The organism is Streptomyces sp. NPDC020801, assembly GCF_044334385.1.
GTDB lineage: Bacteria > Actinomycetota > Actinomycetes > Streptomycetales > Streptomycetaceae > Streptomyces.
The window spans coordinates 12,845-36,001 of record NZ_JBIRST010000001.1; the positions used below are offsets into that span (position 1 = coordinate 12,845).

The window sequence follows — 23,157 nt, forward strand, 5'->3', positions numbered from 1 at the left end:
CCGCGGTTCCTGTGGAGAAGGTAAGACCCCGCTGTGAAGGCTCACTCGGCCCCGGCGGCCGGAGCGCGGTCGCCGTCGGCGCAGACCCCGCCGTCCGGGGCCGCCCGTCTGCGCGCCGCCGTGAGCAGCCAGGCCAGATTGCCCGCCGCCGCCCCGGCCGCCACCGTGGCGGCGATCACGCCCGCCGTGGCGAACCCGTCCCCGAACAGATGCGGCCGCCGGTCGAGGCTGTGCAGCCCGAACCCGCACAGCTGATACACCCCCACGGCCGCGATCGTGAGACTCAGGACGAGCACCGCGACGGTCACCGCGAGCCCGCCCCCCGCCTCCTCACCGGGCGCGGCGCCGGGCCCCGGACAATGTGCTTCCTGCATGGGTCCCCCGTAGACGGTTGAATGGCGAGCCGGACCCTACAGTACGTAGTGCCCACCCGTGACGGAAACCGATCACAGGCCGGCCGGCGGCCGGCGGCGCCCCCGCGCGCTCCTCGCGGCCGGACGTCGCCGAAGTGGGGGGCCGTTCGGCCCGATGCGCCACGTGGCGGGTTGGCGCAGGCTGGTAGTGGCCGGACGGACTGGCAGCGGGCGCCGCCCTGGGAGGTGCAGCATGGCGAAACCGGTCGTCGTGGGAGTGGACGGCTCGCCGTCCAGCCTGGACGCGGTGGAGGCCGGGGCGCGGGAGGCCGCACTGTGCGGGACCGGGCTGCGGCTGGTGCACGCCTTCGGGTGGCCGTCGATCCACCTTCCGCCTGGCGGGCCCCCGTGGAACCCGGCCGCGGCGGGGCTGCGCGAGGTGGTGGACAGCACGCTGGGCAAGGCAGAACAGCGAGCGCGCGAGGTCGCTCCGCACACGGAGATCACCCGCGAGGTGACCGTCGGTGAGCCGCTGATGGTGCTGGAGATCGAGTCGCGCACCGCCTCGCTCGTCGTGGTCGGCAGCCGTGGACTGAGCGCGTTCGGCAGCCTGCTGCTCGGTTCCACCGCCGTGCACCTGGCCGCTCACGGTCACTGCCCGGTGCTGGTGATCCGCGGCAGGCCGGACCCGGCCGGTCCGGTGCTGCTGGCGGTTGACGGCTCCCCGGCGGGGGCGGCGGCCGTCGAGTTCGCCTTCGCCGAGGCGTTGCTGCGTGGCGCGGACCTGCTGGCACTGCACGTGTGGAACACCTGGAGCGAGCGGGACCACCAGGGGCCGGGCGACCCCCTGAACGTGGTGGTCGACGTCGAACGGCTCCGAGAGGAGGAGCAGCGGCTGCTGGACGAGACGCTGTCGGAGTGGCAGAAGCGCTGTCCGCAGGTCGCCGTCGAGCGGCGCCTGGTGCGCTCCCGGGTCCGCCCGGCGCTTGTCGAGGCCAGTCAGGACGCCCAGTTGGTCGTGGCGGGGGCGCGCGGACGCGGCGGCTTCACGGGGCTGCTGCTCGGCTCCGTCAGCCAGGCCCTGCTGCACCATGCGCACTGCCCCGTCGCCGTGGTCCGCGGGAGGGAGTGACCGGGTCACGCCTCCTGCTGGGTGCCGATCGTCACGCCTGCCGCCGGGCGTGAATCCTCACGCCTGCCGCTGGGCGTCGACCGTCAAGCCTCACGCCTGCCGCCTGCCGCCTGCCGCCTGCCGCCTCCCGCCGGGCGTCGACCGTCAAGCCTCACGCCTCCCGCCGGGCGTCGATCTCGGCGATCAGGGCCTCGACGCGGGTCCTGATCCCGTCGCGGATCGGGCGGACCGCCTCGACACCCTTGCCCGCCGGGTCCTCCAGGGCCCAGTCGAGGTACTTCCTGCCGGGGAAGACCGGGCAGGCGTCGCCGCAGCCCATGGTGATGACGTAGTCGGACGCCTGGACGGCCTCGGTGGTCAGGACCTTCGGCCTGGCGTCGGAGATGTCGATGCCGACCTCCCTCATGGCCTCGACCGCGGACGGGTTGACCCGGTCGCCCGGGACGGAGCCGGCGGAGCGGACCTCGATCCGGTCGCCCGCGAGGTGGCCGAGGAATCCGGCGGCCATCTGCGAGCGGCCGGCGTTGTGGACGCAGACGAACAGCACGGAGGCGAGCGGGCTGGAGGACATCGGTTCTTCCTTCGCAAGCGGATCGAGAGAGCCCAAGAGTCAGCCCAGGCTGGTATCAGTCTGGAGTGATGTGACAGTATCAGCAGATGCTGACGTCAGTCGACGCTGATCTCTTGCGGGTTCTGGCCGACCCGCTCCGCCTCCGGATCGTCACCCTCCTGGCCGAGGAGACGCTCTGCACCACGCACCTGATCGGGGAGACGGGAGCCAGGCAGACCAACCTCTCCAACCATCTGAAGGTGCTGCGCGAGGCCGGGATCGTGGAGACGGAGCCGTGCGGCCGGTTCACCTACTACCGGCTCAGACCCGACGTCATCGCATCCCTCGCGGGCCGGTTCGCCGACCTGGCGGAGACCGCGCGCGCCACCGCCGAGAACAACGTCAAGCGGTCCTGCCCCTGATCCCCGCCCCCCGGCGACTGCACCGAGGAGTCCTGTTGACCGCCACCGAGGCCACCACCGAGCCCACCGAGCCAGCCCGGGCCACCGGGCATGACGGGGCAGGGGAGTCCGCCCCGGCCCCCGCCGCCGAGCCGCGGCCTGCCCCCGGTGCCACGCCGCCCCAGGGCCGTCCACTGGCCGCGAGGGCGGCTGCCGAGCTGGTCGGCACGGCCGCGCTGGTCGCGGTCGTGGTCGGCTCCGGCATCCAGGCCACCGGGCTGACGAAGGACGTCGGCCTGCAGCTGCTCGCCGACTCCACGGCCACCGTCTTCGGCCTGGGCGTGCTGATCGCCCTGCTCGGCCCGGTCTCCGGCGCGCACTTCAACCCCGCCGTCACACTCGCCGAGTGGTGGACCGCCCGCCGTGGAGGCCCGGGCGTCACCCTGCGCGAGGCGGCCGTCTACGTCCCCGCGCAGACCGTGGGCGCGATCGCGGGCGCCGTACTGGCCGACGCGATGTTCGGCGAACCGCTGGTGAAGTGGTCCACCCACGACCGCTCGGCCGGGCACCTGCTCCTGGGCGAGGTCGTCGCCACGGCCGGCCTGATCCTGCTGATCTTCGGCCTGGCCCGCACCGACCGCCTGCGCCTGGCGCCCGTGGCGGTCGCCTCGTACATCGGCGCCGCGTACTGGTTCACCTCCTCCACGTCCTTCGCCAACCCGGCGGTGACCATCGGCCGCGCCTTCACCGACACCTTCGCGGGCATCGCGCCCGGCTCGGTCGCGGCCTTCATCGGCATGCAGCTCGTCGGTACGGTGGTCGGGCTGGCGCTGGTGGCGCTCATCTTCATGCCCGGCCGGAGGGCCGCCGCGTGACATACGTGTCCAAGGGCCTTCGACCGGGGTGCGGTGAGCGGGCGCGGCGACCGGGCGGTGCGTTCGCCACGTTCGGCCGGTTCAGCCCGGGGTGCCGAGCATCCGGCCCATCGCGGCGACCACGGACGGCTCGACCCGGTAGTAGACCCAGGTGCCGCGTCGCTCGGAGGTGAGCAGGCCGGCCTCCTTGAGCTTCTTCAGGTGGTGGGAGACGGTCGGCTGGGAGACGCCGACGTCGGAGATGTCGCACACACAGGCCTCGCCGCCCTCGTGCGAGGCCACCGCGGAGAACAGCCGCAGCCGCACCGGGTCGCCCAGCGCCTTGAACATCCGGGCCGTCCTCTCGGCCTCCCCGGCGGTCAACGGCCGTTCGGTGAGTGGCGGGCAGCAGGGCAGCACGGCGTCGGGGCCCCCGGGGTCCAGCAGCGGCAGCGCCGTCGTGTTCGGCATGCGTCTATGTTGACACATGTCGAACCAAGTGGGCGAGGGGTGGCGGCGCTGCTCCGTCACCGGGCCATCGGGCGTGGCCGGACCTCGGCCATCAGCCCAGCGCAGATTCGATGAATGTCTATGTTGACGCCTGTCGAATCAAATGTCATGCTGGCCACCGCAAGGCATCGACAAATGTCGAAACAAAGGGGAATCCCGTGGCTGTGCCCATCGACAGCGTGTCCACCGCCGCCCAGCTGCCCGTCGTGGTCATCGGAGCCGGCCCCGTCGGCCTGGCCGCCGCCGCCCACCTCGTCGAGCGCGGACTCGAACCGCTGGTTCTGGAAGCCGGACCCTCCGCCGGCACCGCCGTGCGCGACTGGTCGCACGTGCGGCTGTTCTCCCCCTGGGCCGAGGTCACCGCCCCCGCCGCCGAGAAGCTGCTGGCCCCGACGGGCTGGACCCGCCCCGACGGCGCCACCTACCCGACCGGCGCGGACTGGGCCGAGGAGTATCTGCAGCCGCTCGCCGACGCCCTCGGCGACAAGGTCCGCTACGGCGCCACGGTGACCGGCGTCGCCCGGGCCGGACGCGACCGCATCGTCGACTCCGGCCGCGACGAGCAGCCCTTCACCGTGCACATCCTCCTCGCCGGCGGCGAGGAGGAGCGGATCACCGCCCGCGCCGTCATCGACGCCTCCGGCACCTGGTCCACCCCCGGCCCGATGGGCGCCGACGGCCTGCTCGCCCTCGGCGAAAAGGGGGCCGCCGACCGCGTCTCCTACCGCGTCCCCGACCTCGGCGACCCGGTCGTACGCGCCCGTTACGCGGGCAGGCGCACCGCCGTCGTCGGCTCGGGCGCCTCCGCCTTCACCGCCCTCGCGCTCCTCGCCGGTCTTGCCGAGGAGGTGGACGGGACCCACACCGTGTGGGTCCTGCGCCGCGGCATCACCGGTTCCACCTACGGAGGCGGCGAGGCCGACCAGCTCCCCGCCCGCGGCGCCCTGGGCCTGCGTGCCAAGGCCGCTGTGGAGAACGGATACGCGAGCGCGGTCACCGGCTTCCGCACCGAGGCCATCGGGCGGGACGCCGACGGTCGCCCGATCCTGGTGGCCGAGGACGGACGCCGCCTCGACCCGGTCGACGAGGTCATCGTCCTCACCGGCTTCCGGCCCGACCTGTCCTTCCTCTCCGAGATCCGCCTCGGCCTCGACGACCGCCTCCAGGCGCCGGCCGCCCTCGCCCCGCTGATCGACCCGAACGTCCACTCCTGCGGCACGGTCCACCCGCACGGCGTCACCGAGCTCTCCCACCCGGAGCAGGACGTCTACCTGGTCGGCATGAAGTCCTACGGTCGCGCGCCCACCTTCCTCGCGATGACCGGCTACGAGCAGGTCCGCTCCGTCGCCGCCGCGATCGCCGGGGACCGCGAGGCGGCCGAGCGCGTCGAGCTGACCCTGCCCGAGACCGGTGTGTGCGGTGGCGCGGGTCTCTTCGACGACCCCGGCGCCGCCCAGGGCGTCGGGGACGGCGAGGGCGGAGGCTGCTGCGGTGCCCCGGCCACCCTCCGGATCGGCATCGGCGCCCCGGCGGCCTCCGGCGGCTGCTGAACGCCACGCCCGCCCAGGGGGATTGACCGTGTCCCGTGCACGACTCGCCCTGCGCGCCCCGGCCTGGACGCGAGCGAGGGCCGCACGGGACCTGCAGCTGTGCGACACGGCCGCCGGGACACGCGGCCGGTCGGCACGGCCTGCGTGAGGGAGCCGGGTGTCACAACCACCCGTTGCGCTTGAAGCCGCGGTGGACGAGGAAGCAGGCGGTGGCGATGACGCCGAGGACGAGGGGGTAGCCGAAGCGCCAGTGCAGTTCCGGCATGTGGTCGAAGTTCATGCCGTACACGCCGCACACCATGGTGGGCACGGCGACGATCGCCGCCCAGGCGGTGATCTTGCGGGCGTCGTCGTTCTGGGCCACGGCGACCTGTGCGAGGTGGGCCTGGAGGATCGAGTCGAGCAGGCTGGCGAAGGAGGTGATCTGCTCGGTGACGCGGGCCAGATGGTCGGCCACGTCGCGGAAGTAGGCACGTATCTCGGGGTCGACGGATCGCAGCGGCGTCGTGGAGAGCGTCTCCAGGGGGCGGCCGAGTGGGATCACGGCCCGCTTCAGTTCCAGGACCTCGCGCTTGAGCTGGTAGATGCGGCCGGCGTCCGCGGTCTTGGAGCTCTGAGGCGAGAAGACCTCGGTCTCCACCTCGTCGAGGTCGTCCTGTACCGCGTCGGTGACGGCAAGGTAGTCGTCGACGACGTGGTCGGCGATGGCGTGCAGCACCGCCGAGGGGCCCTTGACCAGCTGCTCCGGGTGGGCCTCCAGGTCCTCGCGCAGGGGGCCGAGGGAGCCGTGGCGGCCGTGGCGCACGGTGACGACGAAGTCGGGGCCGGTGAAAACCATGATCTCGCCGGTGTCGACGACCTCGCTGGTGGCGGTGAGCTGCTCGTGTTCGACGTACGTGACGGTCTTGAAGACGGTGAAGAGGATGTCGCCGTAGCTCTCCAGCTTGGGCCGCTGGTGGGCCTGGACCGCGTCCTCGACGGCGAGAGGGTGCAGGTCGAACAGCTCGGCGACCCGGGAGAACTCCGTCTCGGTCGGCTCGTGCAGACCCAGCCACACGAAGTCGTGGCCGTGTTTGCGCACCTGCCGGACGGCTTCCTCGACCGTGTCCGTGACCGGCTGCCGGACGCCGTCGCGGTAGACCACGCAGTTGACCACCGCGGAGCCGAGCGGGGAGCGGGCCGGGTGGCTGAGGTCCACGCGGTGGCGGCTCCGCCGCGTCAGGCGGGCCACTTTGCGCAGGTTGCCGACCATCGACATGCGGGAATCTCCTTCGCCGGGTCCGGATCCGGGTCCGGACAGTGTGCCAGGCGACGGTGAAGCACTGTCCTGGCGGCCACCGCCGGCGCTCTTGGCGGAAGACGAGGGGACCAGGGTGGCGGTTGCGATGAGCAACGATGAGCAACAACGGGTGGCCGAGGAGCCGGCGCAGTTCGGGCAGGGCCCGAGGTTCATGCCGTGGACGCCGTGGATGCCGTGGATGCCGTGGATGCCGTGGATGCCGGCGACGGCGACGGGTACGGCGATCAGCGCGGCGACAACGCCGACGCGGCGCACGTACGTGGTCCTCCGTCCGCCGCGACCGCGCCCTGTCCGCCGGCGAGGCGGAGGCGGTCACGGTCCCGTGCACGCGAGGTCAAGGGCCGGTCATGGATTGCAGGGGCGGTCCGGCGAGGGCGTATCGTTGACGCGGTTTTGATGTGACACCTCGTTCGGTGAGGCGTCTTCACGGACACAGGCCACTGATCCCACCCGTCGAGAGACGCTCCGGATCAGGACAGGTCTCCCCGGCCCAAGGGGTGACCCCAAGTGGCTTCCCCGTACGCACGGGGACACGCCGTGGAGTGCCAAAGCTCTGACGAGTTGGGGTGCGCCGGGCCTCCGCCCGGTTGCCCCTTGCCGTATGGCCGTGGCGTCGCGAGCGCGGCCGGGATCGGGAGGAGGCGAAATTGGACAGTAGTCCGGGTCATAGTCGGCCCCTTCCCATGTTGTCCTCGCCGTCCTTCCGCGGCCCGGGGCAGCCCCTCCTCTCCCGCTGACCTGACTGACCCGACCTGATCCGGCCGGCCCCGTCGTGGGCCCGCCCGGGTGCGGCGGGCCGATGTCTGCCGTGCTGCCGTCGGCGGGGGAGAAGGCGCTGCCGTGGCCGCCCGGTGCCCCGTCACGCCGGGGCAAGGGGGTGTTCACCTTGTCCGTCAACACTCTGCTCATGTCCACCTCGGCCCGTCTGCGCGACCGCCGGGTCACCCTGGAGCGCCGCGCCACCGCCTCCAGGGCGGTCCGCACCTCGCTCGTCTCGCTGGCCGGACTGATCGGGGGACCGGTCACCAACCAGGCCGGCGAGGAGGTCGGCCGCGTCGTCGACGTCGTCGCCCGCCTGTACGGGCCGGATCCGTATCCGCCGGTCACCGGGCTGATCCTGCGCATCGGGCGACGGCGCACATTCCTGGCCGCCGACGCCGTCAGCAAGGTGCACGCCGGGCACGTGCGGCTGCGTACCGCCCGGGTGGACCTGCGCGACTTCGCCCGTCGCCCCGGCGAGGTCCTGCTGGCCCGCGACGTCCTCGACCACCAACTCGTCGACGTCGACGGCGTCCAGGTCACCCGCGCCGCCGACCTCTACCTGGCGCCACTGGTGGACCGGGTGGTGCTGGTCGGCGTGGACGTATCGCTCCCCACCCTCCTGCGGCGGCTCGGCCCCCGCCGCTGGCAGGCCCGCCCGACCCCGGAGCGGGTGCTGGACTGGCAGGCCGTCGCCCCGTTCGCCGAGCAGGCCACCGACGGACCGCCCGAGGTACGGCTGCGCGCATCGCGGACCGCGCTGCACCGTCTGCGCCCGGCCGATCTCGCCGACATCCTCGAGGACCTCGGCCGCAGCGAGCGGCAACAGCTGCTCGGCTGGCTCGAGCCGGAGCAGGCCGCCGACGCCCTGGAGGAGATGGAACCGGCCGAACTGGAGAACCTCCTTCGCGAGGCGGCTCCCGACCACGCCGCCCGGCTGGTCGACGAGATGGAACCGGACGAGGCCACCGACGCCCTCCGCGACCTCACCCCGGAGGAGCGCGAGAACCTGCTGCGCCGTATGCCGACCGGCGAAGCGGCGGAACTGCGACGGCTGCTGACCCACCGGGAAGGCACCGCGGGCGGCGCCATGACCACCCTGCTGGTCACCGCGCACCGGGACGAGACCGTCGCCGCGGTGCGGGCCCGGCTTGCCGAACAGGCCGAGCACCGCACCGAGATCGACGCCGTCGCCGTCGTGGACGACCACGACCGGCTGCTGTGCGACATCGCGCTGTTCGACCTGGCGGTGGCCGAGGACACGACGCCCGTGGCCGACCTGATGGCCTGGCTGGCCCAGTTCGGCCCGCCCGTCACCGTCCGCCCCGACACCCCGCTGGACGAGGCCGCCGACCAACTGGTCGCCGCCCGCGCCTCCTCGCTGCTGGTGGTCGACGGCACCGGCCGCCCGATCGGCCGGATCCTGGCCGACGACCTGCTCGATGCGATGCTGCCCGAACGCGGGCGCCTGCACTTCCGGAGGTTCCTGCTGTGACCCGCGACCTGGACGCCACCGCCGTGCCCACCGCCCCTGCCGCGGCGCCGGTGCGCCGTACCGGCTGGCGGCGCATCACCATGGTCGCGGCGATCGCCGGCCCCGGACTGGTGGCGGCGAACGCCGGCAACGACGCGGCCGGCATCGCCACCTACGCCTCGGCCGGTTCCCAGTTCACCTACGGCACGTTGTTCTTCATGGTGCTGGTGACCATCGCCCTGGTGATGGTGCAGGAGATGGCCGTCCGCCTCGGCGCCCACACCGGCAAGGGCCTGGGCGCCCTGATCCGCGAGCAGTTCAGCCTGCGCCTGACCGCGCTGGCCGTCTTCTGCCTCCTGCTGGCCAACACGGGGCTGGTCGTCTCGGAGTTCGCGGGCATCGGCGCCGCGTTCGAACTGCTCGGCGTACCCAAGTGGGCGGTCATCCCGCCGGCCGCGATCCTGCTGTGGGCGCTGGTGCTGTTCGGCTCCTACCACTGGGCCGAACGCATCTTCCTCATCATGTCCCTGGCGTTCTTCGCGTACCCCGTCGCGATGATCCTCGGCCACCCGGACTGGGGCGCCGTCGGCCACCACCTGGCCGTCCCGCACGTCGAGCCGAGCAAGAGCTTCATTCTGCTGGCGGTCGCGTTGATCGGTACGACGGTCAGCCCGTACATGCAGTTCTACGCGGCCGCAGGCGTCGTCGACCGGGGCGCCAAGCCCGCCGACTACCCGCTCATCCGCGCCGACGCGATCCTCGGCGCGGTCTTCGCCTGCGTCATCAGCCTGACCATCATCATCGCCACCGCCTCCGCCATCGGCGGCAGCGGCCCGCTGGACTCCGCGGCCCAGGCGGCCGAGGCCCTCAAGCCGGTCGCCGGACAGAACGCCGAACTCCTCTTCGCCCTCGGCCTGATCGGCGCTTCCGCCCTGGCCGGCGCCGTGGTTCCGCTCTCCGCGAGCTACGCCATAGGAGAGGCCGCCGGTGTGGAACGCTCCGTCTCCCGCAGCTTCCGCGACGCCCCGCTGTTCCTGGGCCTGTTCACCGCCCAGATCGTGCTGGGCGCCACCGTGGCGATGACCCCGGTCGACGTCATCCAGCTGCTGATCGGCACCCAGGTCCTGCAGGGCCTGATCAGCCCGATCGTCCTGGTCTACCTGCTGGTCCTGACCAACCGCCGCTCGGTCCTCGGCGATGCCGCCAACGGACCGCGCTACCGCATCGTCGCCACCGCCGTGGTCGTCGGCGTCGCCGGCATGTCCACCATCCTGCTCGTCCAGACGGTGCTCGGCTGGTTCGGCCTGGCGTGACCCTGGGATCCGGCGCACCGTGGGACGCCCGCTGCGCGGTCCGGGGCCACTGGGGGACTACCGTCCCGCTGTGGAGCCGAGGCGACTCGTCCCATGAGGTCCGAAGGAGGGCGATTCGCATGGCTGGTCACGCGGTGACCGATCGATCGGCGGGGCAGCTCGCGGAGCTGACCTCCGGGCGGCTGCTGTCCTCGTGGCAGCTGGACGTCCCCGTGCTGCTGCTGGTCGTTGTCCTGGGAGCCCTCTACGGCTGGGGCGTGGCCCGGCTGCGTGGGCGCGGCGAACCCTGGCCGCCCGCCCGTGCCGCCGCCTTCGTACTGATCGGGCTCGGGGGGCTGGTGGTGGCCACGATGTCCGGGCTCGCCGTGTACGACCACGTGCTGTTCTGGCCGGCCGCCGTGCAGAACATCCTGCTCGACCTGGTCGCGCCCCTGGGCCTGGCCCTCGGCGACCCGCTGCGCCTGGCCGTCGAGGCGCTGCCGGAGGGGGCCGCGGCGCGGGTCCGGCGGGTGGTGACGGGCCGGGTGGTGCGCACGCTGACGTTCCCCTTGGTCAGTACGGCCCTGGTGCTGGGCACCGAGCTGACGGTCTACTTCACCCCGTACTTCGCGACCGCCCTGCGCGTGGGCTGGGTGCACGAGCTGATGTATCTGCACCTGCTGGCGGCTGGCTGCCTGTTCGTCGTACCGGTGCTGACTCACGAAGAGGCGCTGCCGTCCTGGTGCACGCATCCGGTGCGGGCGGCGCTGGTGTTCCTGGACGGCATCGTCGACGCGGTCCCGGGCGTCGTCGTCATGACGCACGGCACGCTGATCGCGGGTGCCTGGTATCTGCGCCACGCGCCGTCCTGGTCGCCGGACGTCCAGCACGACCAGCAGATCGGCGGTGGCGCGATGCTCGGCATCGCCGAACTGGTCGCGCTGCCCTTCCTGCTGGCGATCCTCTTCCAGTGGGCGCGTGCCGAGCGGGACCAGACCGCGGCGCTGGACCGCCGTCTGGACGCGGAACTCGCCGCCGTCCCCGTGACCGCGGCGGATCACGGCCGGACACCGTCCCCCGAACGGGTACGTCCCTGGTGGGAGACGGAACAGAGCGATGTGGCCGCCAGGATCCGGCGCCAGCGGGGGAACGACTGACCCGCACCCGGGAACAAGGGGCGAAGGAGGCGCCGGCAGGCTGTGTGCCCAGGCCCCGGGCCGGGCGCTGTCCAGGCCAGGGGCGAGCGGTCACCAGCGCAGCCGTGGCCGCGTTCCAGCCGCACCTGCCGTTCAACGCTCACACACGCCTGCCAGGCCCTGTGCGGTGGGCTTAACCCCTGGTGATCGGGCGCGGAGACACCCGTGTAATGAGCGGTTCGTACGGTCACGAGGGGTGAGATCGGACCGAGCACAGCAAGGGAGGCGCCCGTGGCCGCGCCGGGCTCGCGGAGTGAGGGCACGACGAAGGTCCGGACGGTCTGCTCGTACTGCGGGGTGGGCTGCGGCATGGTCCTCGACGTCGGCAGGGGCCCGGACGGGCTGCGTACGGTCCTGAAGGCGACCGGGGACAGGGAGCACCCGGCGAGCTTCGGCCGGCTGTGCACCAAGGGCGCGACCACCGCGGACATGCTCGCCGCCCCGGGGCGGCTGACGACCGCGCTCGTCCGGCCGGACCGAGGCGAGGAGCCGCAGCCCGCGTCCGTGGCGGCGGCCGTCGCCGAGACCGCCCGGCGCCTGCGCGCGATCGTCGACGAGCACGGCCCCGACTCGGTCGCCCTCTATGTCTCCGGGCAGATGAGCCTGGAGGCGCAGTACCTGGCGAACAAGCTGGCCAAGGGCTTCATCCGGACCAACCGGATCGAGTCGAACTCCCGGCTGTGCATGGCCGGTGCCGGCACCGGTTACAAGCTGTCGCTGGGCGCGGACGGGCCCCCCGGCTCGTACCAGGACTTCGACCGGGCCGACGTCTTCTTCGTCATCGGCTCCAACATGGCCGACTGCCATCCCATCCTCTTCCTGCGGATGATGGACCGGGTGAAGTCGGCGGGCGCCAGGCTGATCGTCGTCGATCCGCGGCGCACCGCCACCGCCGACAAGGCCGACCTGTTCCTGCAGATCAAGCCGGGCACGGACCTTGCGTTGCTCAACGGGCTGCTGCACCTGCTGCACGCGAACGGCCACACCGACGCCGAGTTCATCGCCGCGCACACCGAGGGCTGGGAGGCGATGCCCGCTTTCCTCGCCGACTACCCGCCCGCCACCGTCGCGGAGATCACCGGCCTCCCGGAGGACGGCATCCGGGAGGCGGCGCGGCTGATCGGTGAGGCGGGGGAGTGGACGAGCTGCTGGACGATGGGCCTGAACCAGTCCACGCACGGCACCTGGAACACCAACGCCCTGGTCAACCTGCACCTCGCCACCGGCGCGATCTGCCGCCCCGGCAGCGGGCCCTTCTCCCTCACCGGGCAACCCAATGCGATGGGCGGCCGGGAGATGGGCTACATGGGGCCGGGGCTGCCCGGGCAGCGGTCCGTGCTCGTCGACGCCGACCGGGCCTTCGTCGAGGAGCTGTGGGAGCTGGAGCCGGGTGCCCTGCGTGCCGACGGCGTCGGCAAGGGCACGGTCGAGATGTTCCGGAAGATGGCCGACGGGGAGATCAGGGCGTGCTGGATCATCTGCACCAACCCGGTCGCCTCCGTCGCGAACCGCAGGACGGTCATCGAGGGCCTGGAGGCAGCCGAGTTCGTGGTCACGCAGGACGTGTTCGCCGAGACGGAGACGAACGCGTACGCCGATGTCGTGCTGCCCGGCGCGCTGTGGACCGAGACCGAGGGCGTCCTGATCAACAGTGAGCGCAACCTCACCCTCGCCCAGCCGGCCGCCGATCCGCCCGGCGAGGCGATGGCGGACTGGCGCATCATCGCCGCCGTGGCCCGCGCGATGGGCTTTGAGAAGGGCTTCGCGTACGACAGCGCCGAGGAGATCTTCGAGGAGATCAAGCGCGCCTGGAACCCGGCGACCGGCTGGGACCTGCGCGGTGTGAGCTACGAGCGGCTGCGTACCACCCCGGTGCAGTGGCCGGCGGCGACTGCGGACGGGGCCGACCGCAATCCGATCCGGTACGTCGGTGAGGACGGCTCGCCGGTCTTCCCGACCGGGAGCGGACGTGCGGTCTTCCACGCCCGCCCGCACATACCGGCGGCGGAGATGCCCGACGACGACTACCCGTACGTGCTCAACACCGGCCGGCTCCAGCACCAGTGGCACACGCTGACCAGGACGGCCAGGGTGGCCAAGCTGAACAAGCTCAACCCCGGTCCCTTCGTGGAGGTGCACCCGCGGGACGCGGCCGAGCTGGGTCTTGCCGAGGGGGACTCGGTGGAGGTCGCCTCGCGCCGGGGGCGGGCCGTGCTGCCCGCGGTCGTCACCGACCGGGTGCGGCCGGGCTGCTGTTTCGCACCGTTCCACTGGAACGACCTGTTCGGGGAGTACCTGAGCGTCAACGCGGTGACCAGCGACGCCGTGGACCCGCTGTCGTTCCAGCCCGAGTTCAAGGTGTGCGCGGTGTCGCTGGCCAAGGTGGCCACCCCGGTGACGGTGCAGGCTCCGGCACCGGCGCGCGCACAGGCCACGGGGCCGGCACCGGCGGGCGCACAGGCCACGGTGCCGGCGTCGGCAGTGGGCACGGCGTTCGCCGTGGGCACGGCGGTCCCTCCGCCGCCCGCCGTCCTTCCCGCCGCGTCCGCTGCCGCTCCGTTCGGGCTGGAACCCGCGCCGCCGCCGGTTCTCGCCGAACACGAACGCCGGTATCTGACCGGCTTCCTCGCCGGCATCCCGTCCGGCGCCCCGGGCGTACCGGTACTGCCGCCGGACGCCCCGTTCAGCCCGGAGCACGGTCTGTGGGTGAACGGCGTGCTGGCCGGGATGTACTCCAGGGCCGAGTCGGGGCATTCCACCGCCTACGGCCCCGGCGGCTCCGCGCGGTCGTCCGCTCCGTCCGCACACGCTCCTCGCCGCCGGGTCGTGATCCTCTGGGCGTCGCAGACCGGGAACGCCGAGGAGTTCGCGACCACCACGGCGGAGCGGCTCACCGCGGACGGCCACGCCGCCTCCCTGCTGCCCATGGCGGAGGCGGATCCCGTCGCGCTGCCGTCCGATGCCGACCTGCTGCTGATCACGAGCACCTTCGGTGACGGCGACGCCCCGGACAACGGTGCCGGGTTCTGGGACGCCCTCGCCTCGCCCGACGCCCCGCGCCTGGAGGGCAGGCGCTACGCCGTCCTGGCCTTCGGTGACTCCTCCTACGACGACTTCTGCGGCCACGGCCGCCGCCTCGACCGGCGCATGGAGGAGCTGGAGGCGGTACGGCTGGCCCCGCGCACCGACTGCGAGCCGGACTACGAGATCGAGGCCGGAGCCTGGCTCGACGACGTTCTCACCGCGTTGAAGAGCACCGAGCAGCCGGCCTCCGCCCCGACCCCCACCCCGGCCCCCGCAGCCCCGGCGGCTCCCCGGCCGAGCCGTCCCGCCGCCGTCACCGCCCGCCTCACCGGCAACCGCCTGCTCAGCCTGCCCGGCGCGGGCAAGGAGGTCCGGCGCTTCACCTTCGACACCCGGGACGGCGATGCCCCGCTGGTCTACGAGGCCGGGGACGCCCTGGCGGTGCACCCGGTCAACCGGCCGGAGCTCGTGACGGAGTGGCTGGCCGTCACCGGCCTGGACGCGGACGCGACCGTTCAGGTCAAGAGCGTCGCAGGCGTGCCCTTCGCCGAGGCCCTGCTGCGCCATCTGGACATCACCCGCATCACTCCCGGCCTGCTGCGCTTCGTCGCCGACCGCGCCCACGATCCGCGCGAGCTGCGCAAGCTGCTGCGGCCGGACAACAAGGGCGAGCTGGCGCAGTGGTCCTGGGGACGCCAGGCCGTAGACGTGGCCGCCGAGTTCGGCATCCGGGCCGGGGCGCAGGATTGGGCCGACGCGCTGGGGCGCCTGCAACCCCGCCTGTACTCCATATCGTCCAGCCCGCTGACGGACCCCCACCTGGTGTCGCTGACGGTCTCCGTCGTCCGCTACGAGAACCTGGGCGGCCGTCCCCGCCAGGGCGTGTGCTCCCCCTTCCTGGCCGACGCCGAGCCCGGCACCCCGGTGCCGGTCCGCGTCCAGCGGGCGCCGCACTTCCGTCCGCCCGCCGACCCCGCCACGCCGACGGTGATGGTGGGCCCCGGCACGGGTATCGCGCCCTTCATCGGCTTCCTGGAGGAACGCCGGGCCCGCGGCCACCGCGCCCCGAACTGGCTGTTCTTCGGGGAACAGCACCGGGCGACCGACTTCTACTACGAGGAGGAGCTGGCCGCGTTCCTGGCCGGGGGCACCCTCACCCGGCTCGACACCGCCTTCTCCCGCGACCAGCGCGCCAAGATCTACGTCCAGGACCGGATGCGCGAACACGGTCCGCTGCTGTGGTCCTGGCTCCGGGACGGTGCGCACTTCTACGTCTGCGGCGACGCCTCCCGCATGGCCAAGGACGTCGACCGGGCCCTGCGGGAGATCGCCACCGTCCATGGCGGCCTGGAGGAGGCCGAGGCTGCCGCATACGTCAAACAGCTCGCCACCGACAAGCGCTATGTGCGTGACGTGTACTGACCACGGCCGGGCAGGGGGGCCCGACCCCGCTGCGGCCCTGCAGGAGTGGGCCACTGGCCCGCGCCGTGCGGCTCAGAGGCGGTCGATGTGCACGTTCGTCGACTTCACCCGGGCGGTGGCCTCCATACCCACCTCCAGCCCCAGCTCCTCCACGGCCTCCCGCGTGAGCAGCGACACCAGACGGTGCGGACCCGCCTGGATCTCCACCTGTGCGGCGATATCGCCGAGCTTGATCGCGGTGACGATGCCGGGGAAGGCGTTGCGGACCGAGGTGCAGGAGGTGTCCTCCTCACCGCCCCCGCCCCTGGCCAGCTCCACGGAGAAGTCGGCCAGGTCCTTCCCGTCGATGAGCCGCTTCCCGCCCTCGTCGCGATGGGTCGCCACCCGGCCCGCGTCCGCCCACCGCCGCGCGGTGTCCGGACTCACTCCGAGCAGCCGTGCCGCCTGGCCGATCGTGTATGACTGCATGCGCGCCAACATAGGTCAGTCGTCTGCGTACGAACCCCCCGCCCGCTCCCGGCAAACCCGGCTCAGGGCCACACCAGGCAGTGAGGCTCAGCTCAGGGCCACACCAGGCAATAAGGCTGGTGCCCCGCCTCGTGCAGCCGGTGCGAGAAGTCCTGCCACTCGTGCAGCGAATGGGAGGGGGAGGGGGCTGACCTGGGGGTTCGCAGGGAAATGTGCGTTGACCTGGGAAAACTCCTCTCGGTAGTTCTCACGGGTCAACGCCGTTTCCCAGGCTCATGTGCCCTGGATGTGCCCTCGCGGCCTCTCACCAGAGGGCGCCTTGCTCGGCTGACGGACGGGTAGTGGGCGGCGTCGCCGCCAGGCTTACTCGCGTCTTGGCGTTGATGGCACGAGGTTCCGTCGTCACGGCGCCCGCCTCACGCAGCTGCCGGACGGTCTCGATCACTTGGGCGGGCCGGTAGACGGTTTCCAAGAGGGCGTATCGCTTGAGCTCGGGGATGGTTCGCCCGCCGGGCGTTTCGGAGATGAAGTCGTGCAGGATCCGTCGCAGCGGAGCCGTATCCGGTTCGAATACGAGATCAAGCATCTGCTGTTGGGTGTCCCTGGGGTCGCGGTAGCGGACGCCGTAGGAAGGGTCCACCTTCCACATGGCGTCCTTCATCTTCTCCAGCCCCCGTTCGTGCTGGGTGCCGAAGATCAGGTAGAGCATCCTGCCGCCCTCGTCGACCATCTCGAAGTACAGCGTGTGCGTGAAGCCTGCCTGGCGCAGCGTGTTCCGGTACTGCTCGCGCAGGAAGGTGAACTTGCCTGAGGGAGACTGCTGGAAGACGCCTTGCCACTCCTGGCTGCCGAAGGCTTCGTCGCCGAGCTGGCGGTGGCCGTCGTGCTTCTCGGCGAACCGGGTGAGGAAGCTGGGCTCGAAGGTCACCATCACTTCCGTGCTGGGATGGCGCCCCAGCTCCTGGAGGAGCGAGAAGGGGATGTCGGGTCCGCCGAAGCTGTCCAGCAGCACGAAGAGAGGCTTCCCCAATGCGCCGATGCCCCGCAGCTTCTGCAGGAGGGCCGGGCGGAAATCTCCGTGATGTATGTCGACGGCTATTCGTTTGGTGATGTCGTCCGTATGCCTGGAGCGGACGAGCTCCATCTGGCGCTGTAACTCTTTGACACGCCGGGCGTCCTCTTCCATGAGGATCACGCGCATACGCTTTGGGAACCTGTGCAGAGCGTCGGCGAAGACTTCGTAAGCGATGACCGGGGAGCCAGGCTCTCCCTGTTTGTAGACGCCGGCACCCGCGAAGCCTTCGGCGTAACTGATCACGTCGAGTCGTGACAGCAGAATCGGCGCCCATGCCGCCAAGTACTGCTTGAGTAAGTCATGTTTGGCCGCCGTGTGCGGATCGCGTTCCCACACGGCATCCTTCGGTACGGCCACGATCGGTCCCCCTACTCCCGTCGGCCCCGCTGGGGAGAGGGTCACACACCGTTGCCATATGCCACCAGAGTGCGTACGGCGTCTGCTGGACTCTGGCCGTTAATGGGCTGCGACAGGCAGTCGGGGTGGCATCTCGTCCCAGGTCGCTCCGTCGAGTTCGCGGCCCCCTGACTTCGGGCTGCGGCCGCCCCATTGCTTGAAGAAGAAGGGCACTCCAGCGTCGTTGCAGGCGTCGCGGATGTCCACCAGCCACTCCTCCTGCACGGGCCGATGGTGGGGCCCGGACTCCCCTCCGGCGATAACCCAGCCGATGCCGTCCAGGTGCAGACCGGTAAGCGGACCGAGTAGTGGCTCACAGGACAGGAAGCGCACGGCAGCGGGAACTTGTCGAAGGTCGTCGACACGATCCAGGTGCTCTGCATCTTCGACGGAGACGCCCATCCACAGGTTGGAAGGCCAGTCGAGTTCGCCGGCCACACGTCGCAGCCTGCGGGCTCTCTTGGTCAGTAGCTGGTAGGTGTGCTGGGGAGTCTCGGCAATCACCTGGAAGACCTGCCGGACGAAGTCCAGGGGGACCTTGGCGTGGAAGAGGTCGCTCATGGAATTGACGAAGACCATCCGTGGGGCCTTCCACTGGCGGGGAATGGCCAATGCGTCTGGGTGAGGGGTGAGGCCGAAGCCCGGGCCGGATGTCCTGGGATCCCCGTCAGCCTGGTATTTGGCAACACCCATGGCCTTGAGACGCCTGGATAACGTCAAGGCGTAGCAGTTGTCACACCCGGGGGAGATCTGGTCGCATCCTGTGGTGGGATTCCAGGTCGCCTCGGTCCACTCGATTGTGCTGCGATCGCCCATGGGTCCCCTCCCGTAGCGGGTGGACACTGGTCATCAGCGCTTTCCCACCCGGCGCTTCGACTGCGCTGCCTAACGAGCGACGTGCCGAACTGACACGCGATCGCCTCCATCCTTCACTTCGAACGAGTGTTCTGTGAAGGGGGTGTTGGAATCGAGGGCTGGCTGGAGGATCCGGCGGCCGTTCGTCAAACTCAGGGTGTCGGCGAGCGCGTCGCAGAGGGCCGCAGTGTCGTCGAATGCCTGGCGGCACTTGGCACCAGTGACGGGTGGACGGGAACGCACAATGGTTCCGGCAGGCGCGCTCCGAGACGGGAGGCAACGTATGGCGAGGAAGGCTGCCGGGCAGGGCGGCGGGAGACGGGCCATCCCAGCGCCTGTGCGCTTGGAGGTGTGGGTGCGTAGTGGTGGTCGGTGCGCGATCTGCAACAGGTATCTGCTCGACGGTGGGATGACGGGCCGCACCGTGCGGCAGGGTGAGCTGGCACACATCGTCGGCCAGCAACAGACCGCAGGCTCCCCGCGCGGTGAACACGACCTGGTGGAGCGCGAGACCGCCGACAATTTGATGCTGGTTTGTGCCGACGAGCACGACGAGATCGACGCTTCCGGCACCCTGGACGTTTTCACCGTGGAACGGCTGCGCGCGCTCAAACGCGCTCACGAGGACCGCATCAAGCACGTCACCGGGCTGGCGGACGACCGGGCGACCACCGTGCTGCGGATGGTGGGCCGGGTGCGTGGCCAGGAAGTCGAGCTGACCCGGCAGACCGCTGCTACCGCAGTGATCACTTCCGGGGACCGGTTCCCGCTATTCCTGGAGTCCTATGAGCGGCACGGCGTGGAGATCGACCTGCGCCACGTGGCTGGTGAGATGACGATCGATCTGCGTGACATCCCCGATGAGGAGACTGGAGGCTCGCCCTACTACCGGGCAGCCACCGCCGTCATCGACGAGGTCATCGACAACCAGCTCAACCGCGGTATCGCCCGTGACAAAGTTGCGCACTTGAGTGTTTTCGGCTTCGCCCGGCTGCCACTGCTTGTTTACCTCGGATCTCGTCTGGACGACACCGTGCCCACCGACGTCTATCAGCGTCACCGCGAAGACGAGTCCTGGTCGTGGTCTTCGACAGCGCCTGTGGTCGGCTTCGCGGTTCACCTCGACGTTGACCAACCGCCCACGCATGAGGCGGTGCTCGTGCTGAACATCTCAGGCACGATCCAGCCCGAGGAGGTCCCACACCAGCTCGCCGGACTGCGCCGGTACCGCATCAGCCCTGTTGGTGTTGCCGCCGCGCCGGACGTGCTGCGCAATCGCGTTTCCTTGACCCGGTTCCAGGAGGTGCTGCGATCGCTGTTCGCGGATCTGGAGGCGAGCGCGAAGCAGGTGCGGCGCCTGCACGTCCTGTTCGCGGTGCCGCTCTCGGCCGGGGTAAGCCTGGGGCGGGTACGCGACCGCCAGGTGCACCCGGCGCTGGTGCTCTACGACCGCACGCCGAGCGGATATCGACGAGCCTTGGAGATTCCCTGACACTGGCACTCGCTGGCGATCCGATAGCCAGTTACTGCGTTCCCGTTCGCCTTGGCGACAGCGCAACCTCCAGTGCACATGGGGTGGGTCAGGGCGTGGTCGGTGTCGGGTCGTGGGCCAGGAAATGGTGATGGGGCGATCCGGCTGCGTGAGGGAGCGCGATCAGATGCGTACCCGAGCCGGGAGTGATCAGGTGCATCCCCAGGAAGGACGTCAGTGTTCCGGCGACCGCAGCCAGGTCGGCCGATGACCCGTGGAAGGTGGGCACCGAACAGCCGCGGGTCGGTACAAGTTCGTCGCCGTCCGGGGTGTCCTGCCACAGGCGGTGGTAAAGCTCCAGGGCGGGGTCGGCCAGTACGATCTTCCCGGCGGCAGTGTCGATGCTGCTGGGCCCCTGTGCGGTGGTGGGTGCGGAGACGCTCAGCAGGCCCAAGGTGCCGCTCCGGGTGTCGGTGGCTACCTGAGCCAGGACCGGGTGGGGTCCCCCGCTAGTCGCGAGGCGCTCCAGGATGTGGCCCATGGCAATGCTCACGGTCGCGTCGATAATGACTTCGGCGCCTGCCAGAGCTGCAGCGTCGGGCAGTACGCCGTCGTGGACGTGGACCGTGACAGTGTCATCCACTCCTCGCAGCCGTCGGGCCAGGGCTTGGGCTTTGGAGGCTCCAACGTCAGCCTCGACGTAGTTCTGCCGGACCAGCAGTCCGCCGGTGACTGTTCCGGGGTCGCACACCGTCACCTGTGAGGCGCCGGCACGGACGACGAACTCGGCGATCCAGGAGCCAAGGCCGCCGCAGCCCCAGACATGCACGTGTTTCCCCAAGAAGCCCCCGATGAGGCTTCCGTCATCGCGACGTGTGGTCACGGCAGGTCGTTCATCGGACACAGGGCACCATTCGATCAGTAGGTCCGAGCGGATCCGGGAGGCGTCGATGTTCAGCGCGGAACCCTGGTCGTGGGCCATGCGCCGCAGTGCATCCGCGGCAGGCGCGGGAAGACGTGCACCCAAGAGATGGGGTGGGCCGCCCGCAGGGTGCGGGACTGCCAGGATCAGGTACTGCGGCGAGCCATCGGGGTTGCGGGCCGCACTGGCCGCGAGCGTGGTCAGGGTCGCCGGAGACTGGGCGACCGCCTGCGGTGAGCTTCTCCGCTGGCGATCGAACGGAGGGTTGTCCACGTAGGTCAGCAGCTCGGCAAAGGTGGAGCCGCCGCCGAGCGGCAGCGCTCCCGCAATGGTGATTACTGGCACCCGTACGGCCCCACCTTCCGGGGGCGAACTGTAGGCCAGGTCTAGTCGGTGCTCAGTGCGCGCGATCAGGTAGCCAGTCTGGATTCGCTGGTCGGGGCCGGGAACGCGTACGACCAGCGTCGGGGTTCCGGGCGTTTGGTGAAGCACTCCGCCGACGGCGTGGTACATCGCCTTTGATGCGTTGAACTGGCCCGCTGCCGCATCGCTCAGCCAGGACCACAGCCGGTTTAGATACGCCCGCATGCCCCCGCGCAGCGGATCCCACTCGCGGGCGGGATCAAGGAAGATGCACAGTCGGCGCCCCTGGAGGACATGCGGGTAGCCGGCGAACCTCCAGTGTTCGACTTCGACGGTGGTTGCGGACAGCGGTGAGGCCGGCAGGGTCAGGACGAACTCCTCGTGCTCCTGCAGAACCAAGCCGCCGTCAGCAGTGGCCAAGGGTCCGGTGTGAAGCCGCAGCGTCACCCTGAGCACACCGTTCTGGCCGCGGGCTGGAACTCCCACCAGACGCAGCACGTCCGGCTGTTCGGCCGCGGCCTCGCGCAGCTCGGCCAGGGCCTCTTTCTGCCAGTCCGTCGGTGCGGGTCGGTTCTTGCCGCTGCTCACCCGGCGCGACCAGGCCGCGCGACAGCGGTGACCGTGGTGGCAGCCACGGGGAACTTGGAGCCGCTGGTTGCCGCAACCGGGGCCTTGAACTCGGGGCCGAAAAGGTCCTGCCACAGCCGTAGGCTCGTGTCCTTGTCCTCGGCGTGGTAAGCGTCGTGGATCTCGGCGGCGTGCTTGTGGATGCGGTCGCGGAAGTAGGAGTACGTGTTCTGCTCCCAACGGTGGTCGAAGGTCAGCCCAGACCCTGAGGGGTCGGCGACCGAGGGCTTGATCTCGTTGGCCTGCAGATAGGTGTCCAGGTCAGCGACGATGTGCAAGAGCGCAGTGGGCACATCACGGTAGTAGCCCGGATCGGAGAACTTCTTGTAGGCATGAACGTGGTTGCCGAGCAGCGTCGTCAGGATCACCGACCGCGTTCCGGTGAACGATCCCTTGTGGTCGCGCAGGAACTTCATCAACCGGATGACCTTGCGCAGATTCCCCTGCGCGATCTGGTCCTGAGTACGCATCCAAGTGGTGAAGCCCTGCGAGTTGGTGTTCTCCCAGGTGTCCTCGTCGCGGTTGACGATGACCTCTCGACCGTCGACTAGCACCACGTAGGGAACGATGTCCACGTGCATGGAGTTGCTGTAGACCAGCCGCACACATCGGCACTTACGTGAGTGCGGCATGTTCTTGTAGATGCTGTGCCGATGCAGGGCCGCATACACCTCCTCGATATACGTCTTCGGGCTCTGTGACCAGTCCGGGTTCTCGGCCATCAGCAGCATCACGTCAGCATCGAACTCCGTCCCGCCGACCGGGTCGATGATCGTGCGATGCGCCCATGAGCCCTGCGGAATCTTGTCCAGGACCAGCGAGCCGATTTCCTCGTCCGCCTTCAACGCCCGGTAGATCGCCTCCACTCTGGTGTCGAGAAGGTCGAGCTTGACTTGGCCCAGGTTCACCGTGGTGCGCAGGAACTCATTGAAATGGTCGGCGAGCTGCATGGTTGTCCTCGGATTCGAACGGGCCGACCGCCCCCCGGACCGCGTCAGAGGACGGGAGCTGGCGGCGCAACACACTTGCCTCATCCAGCCTAGGCGTCACCACTGACATCACGCCGTCGCCAGCCCCAAGCGGCCCCGGCACCCTCGTCGACGCGAGCACCGCTGGGAGCCGGGTATCCGACCGCACTGAAGATTTCAGCCAGCAGGGCTCTG

Annotated in this window: 18 protein-coding genes and 1 riboswitch; of the genes, 9 read left to right on the plus strand and 9 right to left on the minus strand. The window is 70.6% G+C overall.

Going from position 1 to position 23,157, the window contains the following annotated elements:
• Positions 1-41 precede the first annotated feature (41 nt).
• Positions 42-374: a hypothetical protein gene (locus ACH4UM_RS00060; protein ID WP_398171897.1), complete on the minus strand. Its 333-nt coding sequence runs from the start codon at positions 372-374 to the stop codon at positions 42-44.
• A 232-nt stretch (positions 375-606) separates the two neighbouring features.
• On the opposite strand from ACH4UM_RS00060, the gene ACH4UM_RS00065 reads away from it, so the two are divergent.
• Complete coding sequence (locus ACH4UM_RS00065; RefSeq protein ID WP_398171899.1) at positions 607-1,485, plus strand: universal stress protein; 879 nt, start codon at positions 607-609, stop codon at positions 1,483-1,485.
• 151 nt (positions 1,486-1,636) lie between these two features.
• Here ACH4UM_RS00065 and ACH4UM_RS00070 read toward each other — a convergent pair whose 3' ends face one another.
• A complete protein-coding gene (locus tag ACH4UM_RS00070; protein ID WP_398171901.1) occupies positions 1,637-2,056 on the minus strand; it encodes an arsenate reductase ArsC in 420 nt (139 codons plus the stop codon).
• A gap of 86 nt (positions 2,057-2,142) precedes the next feature.
• On the opposite strand from ACH4UM_RS00070, the gene ACH4UM_RS00075 reads away from it, so the two are divergent.
• Both ACH4UM_RS00075 and ACH4UM_RS00080 read left to right on the plus strand, forming a co-directional pair.
• Complete coding sequence (locus ACH4UM_RS00075) at positions 2,143-2,457, plus strand: ArsR/SmtB family transcription factor (RefSeq protein WP_398171903.1); 315 nt, start codon at positions 2,143-2,145, stop codon at positions 2,455-2,457.
• 35 nt (positions 2,458-2,492) lie between these two features.
• Positions 2,493-3,311: an aquaporin gene (locus ACH4UM_RS00080; protein ID WP_398171905.1), complete on the plus strand. Its 819-nt coding sequence runs from the start codon at positions 2,493-2,495 to the stop codon at positions 3,309-3,311.
• Positions 3,312-3,392: 81 nt separating this feature from the next.
• On the opposite strand, the gene ACH4UM_RS00085 is transcribed toward ACH4UM_RS00080, so the two are convergent.
• On the minus strand, positions 3,393-3,761 hold the full coding sequence (locus ACH4UM_RS00085) for an ArsR/SmtB family transcription factor (RefSeq protein ID WP_398171907.1): 369 nt from the start codon (positions 3,759-3,761) through the stop codon (positions 3,393-3,395).
• 197 nt (positions 3,762-3,958) lie between these two features.
• On the opposite strand from ACH4UM_RS00085, the gene ACH4UM_RS00090 reads away from it, so the two are divergent.
• Entirely contained in the window at positions 3,959-5,350 is a 1,392-nt protein-coding gene (locus ACH4UM_RS00090; RefSeq protein WP_398171909.1) for an FAD-dependent oxidoreductase, read from the plus strand.
• Positions 5,351-5,510: 160 nt separating this feature from the next.
• Here the strand turns inward: ACH4UM_RS00090 and ACH4UM_RS00095 are convergent, their stop codons facing one another.
• The gene (locus ACH4UM_RS00095; protein WP_398173526.1) at positions 5,511-6,608 is read right to left on the minus strand and encodes a CorA family divalent cation transporter; all 1,098 of its coding nucleotides are present in this window, start codon (positions 6,606-6,608) and stop codon (positions 5,511-5,513) included.
• A gap of 440 nt (positions 6,609-7,048) precedes the next feature.
• A riboswitch (M-box (ykoK) riboswitch) is annotated at positions 7,049-7,223 on the plus strand.
• Between the two features lie 226 nt (positions 7,224-7,449).
• Between ACH4UM_RS00095 and ACH4UM_RS00100 the strand changes: the two genes are divergently transcribed.
• The 4 genes from ACH4UM_RS00100 (at position 7,450) to ACH4UM_RS00115 (ending at position 15,817) form a co-directional block, all read left to right on the plus strand.
• A complete protein-coding gene (locus ACH4UM_RS00100; protein ID WP_398171911.1) occupies positions 7,450-8,904 on the plus strand; it encodes a magnesium transporter MgtE N-terminal domain-containing protein in 1,455 nt (484 codons plus the stop codon).
• Positions 8,901-10,196 carry an NRAMP family divalent metal transporter gene (locus tag ACH4UM_RS00105; RefSeq protein ID WP_398171913.1) on the plus strand — a complete coding sequence of 432 codons (1,296 nt, stop codon included), beginning with the start codon at positions 8,901-8,903 and terminating at the stop codon, positions 10,194-10,196. The genes ACH4UM_RS00100 and ACH4UM_RS00105 overlap by 4 nt, the downstream gene beginning before the upstream one ends.
• 119 nt (positions 10,197-10,315) lie before the next feature.
• Positions 10,316-11,332, plus strand: a complete 1,017-nt coding sequence (locus ACH4UM_RS00110; RefSeq protein WP_398171915.1) for a cytochrome c oxidase assembly protein — start codon at positions 10,316-10,318, stop codon at positions 11,330-11,332.
• 348 nt (positions 11,333-11,680) lie between these two features.
• The gene (locus tag ACH4UM_RS00115; RefSeq protein WP_398173528.1) at positions 11,681-15,817 is read left to right on the plus strand and encodes a molybdopterin-dependent oxidoreductase; all 4,137 of its coding nucleotides are present in this window, start codon (positions 11,681-11,683) and stop codon (positions 15,815-15,817) included.
• 72 nt (positions 15,818-15,889) lie between these two features.
• Here ACH4UM_RS00115 and ACH4UM_RS00120 read toward each other — a convergent pair whose 3' ends face one another.
• From ACH4UM_RS00120 to ACH4UM_RS00130, 3 genes are all read right to left on the minus strand, one after another.
• Positions 15,890-16,285: a molybdopterin-binding protein gene (locus ACH4UM_RS00120; protein WP_398171917.1), complete on the minus strand. Its 396-nt coding sequence runs from the start codon at positions 16,283-16,285 to the stop codon at positions 15,890-15,892.
• A gap of 304 nt (positions 16,286-16,589) precedes the next feature.
• Complete coding sequence (locus ACH4UM_RS00125) at positions 16,590-17,717, minus strand: three-Cys-motif partner protein TcmP (RefSeq protein WP_398171919.1); 1,128 nt, start codon at positions 17,715-17,717, stop codon at positions 16,590-16,592.
• Between the two features lie 99 nt (positions 17,718-17,816).
• The gene (locus ACH4UM_RS00130; RefSeq protein ID WP_388125473.1) at positions 17,817-18,572 is read right to left on the minus strand and encodes a DUF5131 family protein; all 756 of its coding nucleotides are present in this window, start codon (positions 18,570-18,572) and stop codon (positions 17,817-17,819) included.
• A gap of 448 nt (positions 18,573-19,020) precedes the next feature.
• Between ACH4UM_RS00130 and ACH4UM_RS00135 the strand changes: the two genes are divergently transcribed.
• On the plus strand, positions 19,021-20,103 hold the full coding sequence (locus tag ACH4UM_RS00135; RefSeq protein WP_388125470.1) for an SAVED domain-containing protein: 1,083 nt from the start codon (positions 19,021-19,023) through the stop codon (positions 20,101-20,103).
• Between the two features lie 88 nt (positions 20,104-20,191).
• Here ACH4UM_RS00135 and ACH4UM_RS00140 read toward each other — a convergent pair whose 3' ends face one another.
• Positions 20,192-21,955, minus strand: a complete 1,764-nt coding sequence (locus ACH4UM_RS00140) for a ThiF family adenylyltransferase (protein WP_398171921.1) — start codon at positions 21,953-21,955, stop codon at positions 20,192-20,194.
• Positions 21,952-22,944 carry a cyclic GMP-AMP synthase DncV-like nucleotidyltransferase gene (locus ACH4UM_RS00145; protein ID WP_398171923.1) on the minus strand — a complete coding sequence of 331 codons (993 nt, stop codon included), beginning with the start codon at positions 22,942-22,944 and terminating at the stop codon, positions 21,952-21,954. Before ACH4UM_RS00145 ends, ACH4UM_RS00140 begins: the two co-directional genes overlap by 4 nt.
• Positions 22,945-23,157 lie beyond the last annotated feature (213 nt).

Excerpts from the sequence above, each read along its gene's own strand:
- ACH4UM_RS00060 (WP_398171897.1), bottom strand. The coding sequence starts at position 374 with ATGCAGGAAGCACATTGTCCGGGGCCCGGCGCCGCGCCCGGTGAGGAG.
- ACH4UM_RS00065 (WP_398171899.1), top strand. The coding sequence starts at position 607 with ATGGCGAAACCGGTCGTCGTGGGAGTGGACGGCTCGCCGTCCAGCCTG.
- ACH4UM_RS00070 (WP_398171901.1), bottom strand. The coding sequence starts at position 2,056 with ATGTCCTCCAGCCCGCTCGCCTCCGTGCTGTTCGTCTGCGTCCACAAC.
- ACH4UM_RS00075 (WP_398171903.1), top strand. The coding sequence starts at position 2,143 with ATGCTGACGTCAGTCGACGCTGATCTCTTGCGGGTTCTGGCCGACCCG.
- ACH4UM_RS00085 (WP_398171907.1), bottom strand. The coding sequence starts at position 3,761 with ATGCCGAACACGACGGCGCTGCCGCTGCTGGACCCCGGGGGCCCCGAC.
- ACH4UM_RS00095 (WP_398173526.1), bottom strand. The coding sequence starts at position 6,608 with ATGTCGATGGTCGGCAACCTGCGCAAAGTGGCCCGCCTGACGCGGCGG.
- ACH4UM_RS00100 (WP_398171911.1), top strand. The coding sequence starts at position 7,450 with ATGTCTGCCGTGCTGCCGTCGGCGGGGGAGAAGGCGCTGCCGTGGCCG.
- ACH4UM_RS00110 (WP_398171915.1), top strand. The coding sequence starts at position 10,316 with ATGGCTGGTCACGCGGTGACCGATCGATCGGCGGGGCAGCTCGCGGAG.
- ACH4UM_RS00115 (WP_398173528.1), top strand. The coding sequence starts at position 11,681 with ATGGTCCTCGACGTCGGCAGGGGCCCGGACGGGCTGCGTACGGTCCTG.
- ACH4UM_RS00120 (WP_398171917.1), bottom strand. The coding sequence starts at position 16,285 with ATGCAGTCATACACGATCGGCCAGGCGGCACGGCTGCTCGGAGTGAGT.
- ACH4UM_RS00130 (WP_388125473.1), bottom strand. The coding sequence starts at position 18,572 with ATGGGCGATCGCAGCACAATCGAGTGGACCGAGGCGACCTGGAATCCC.
- ACH4UM_RS00135 (WP_388125470.1), top strand. The coding sequence starts at position 19,021 with ATGACGGGCCGCACCGTGCGGCAGGGTGAGCTGGCACACATCGTCGGC.
- ACH4UM_RS00145 (WP_398171923.1), bottom strand. The coding sequence starts at position 22,944 with ATGCAGCTCGCCGACCATTTCAATGAGTTCCTGCGCACCACGGTGAAC.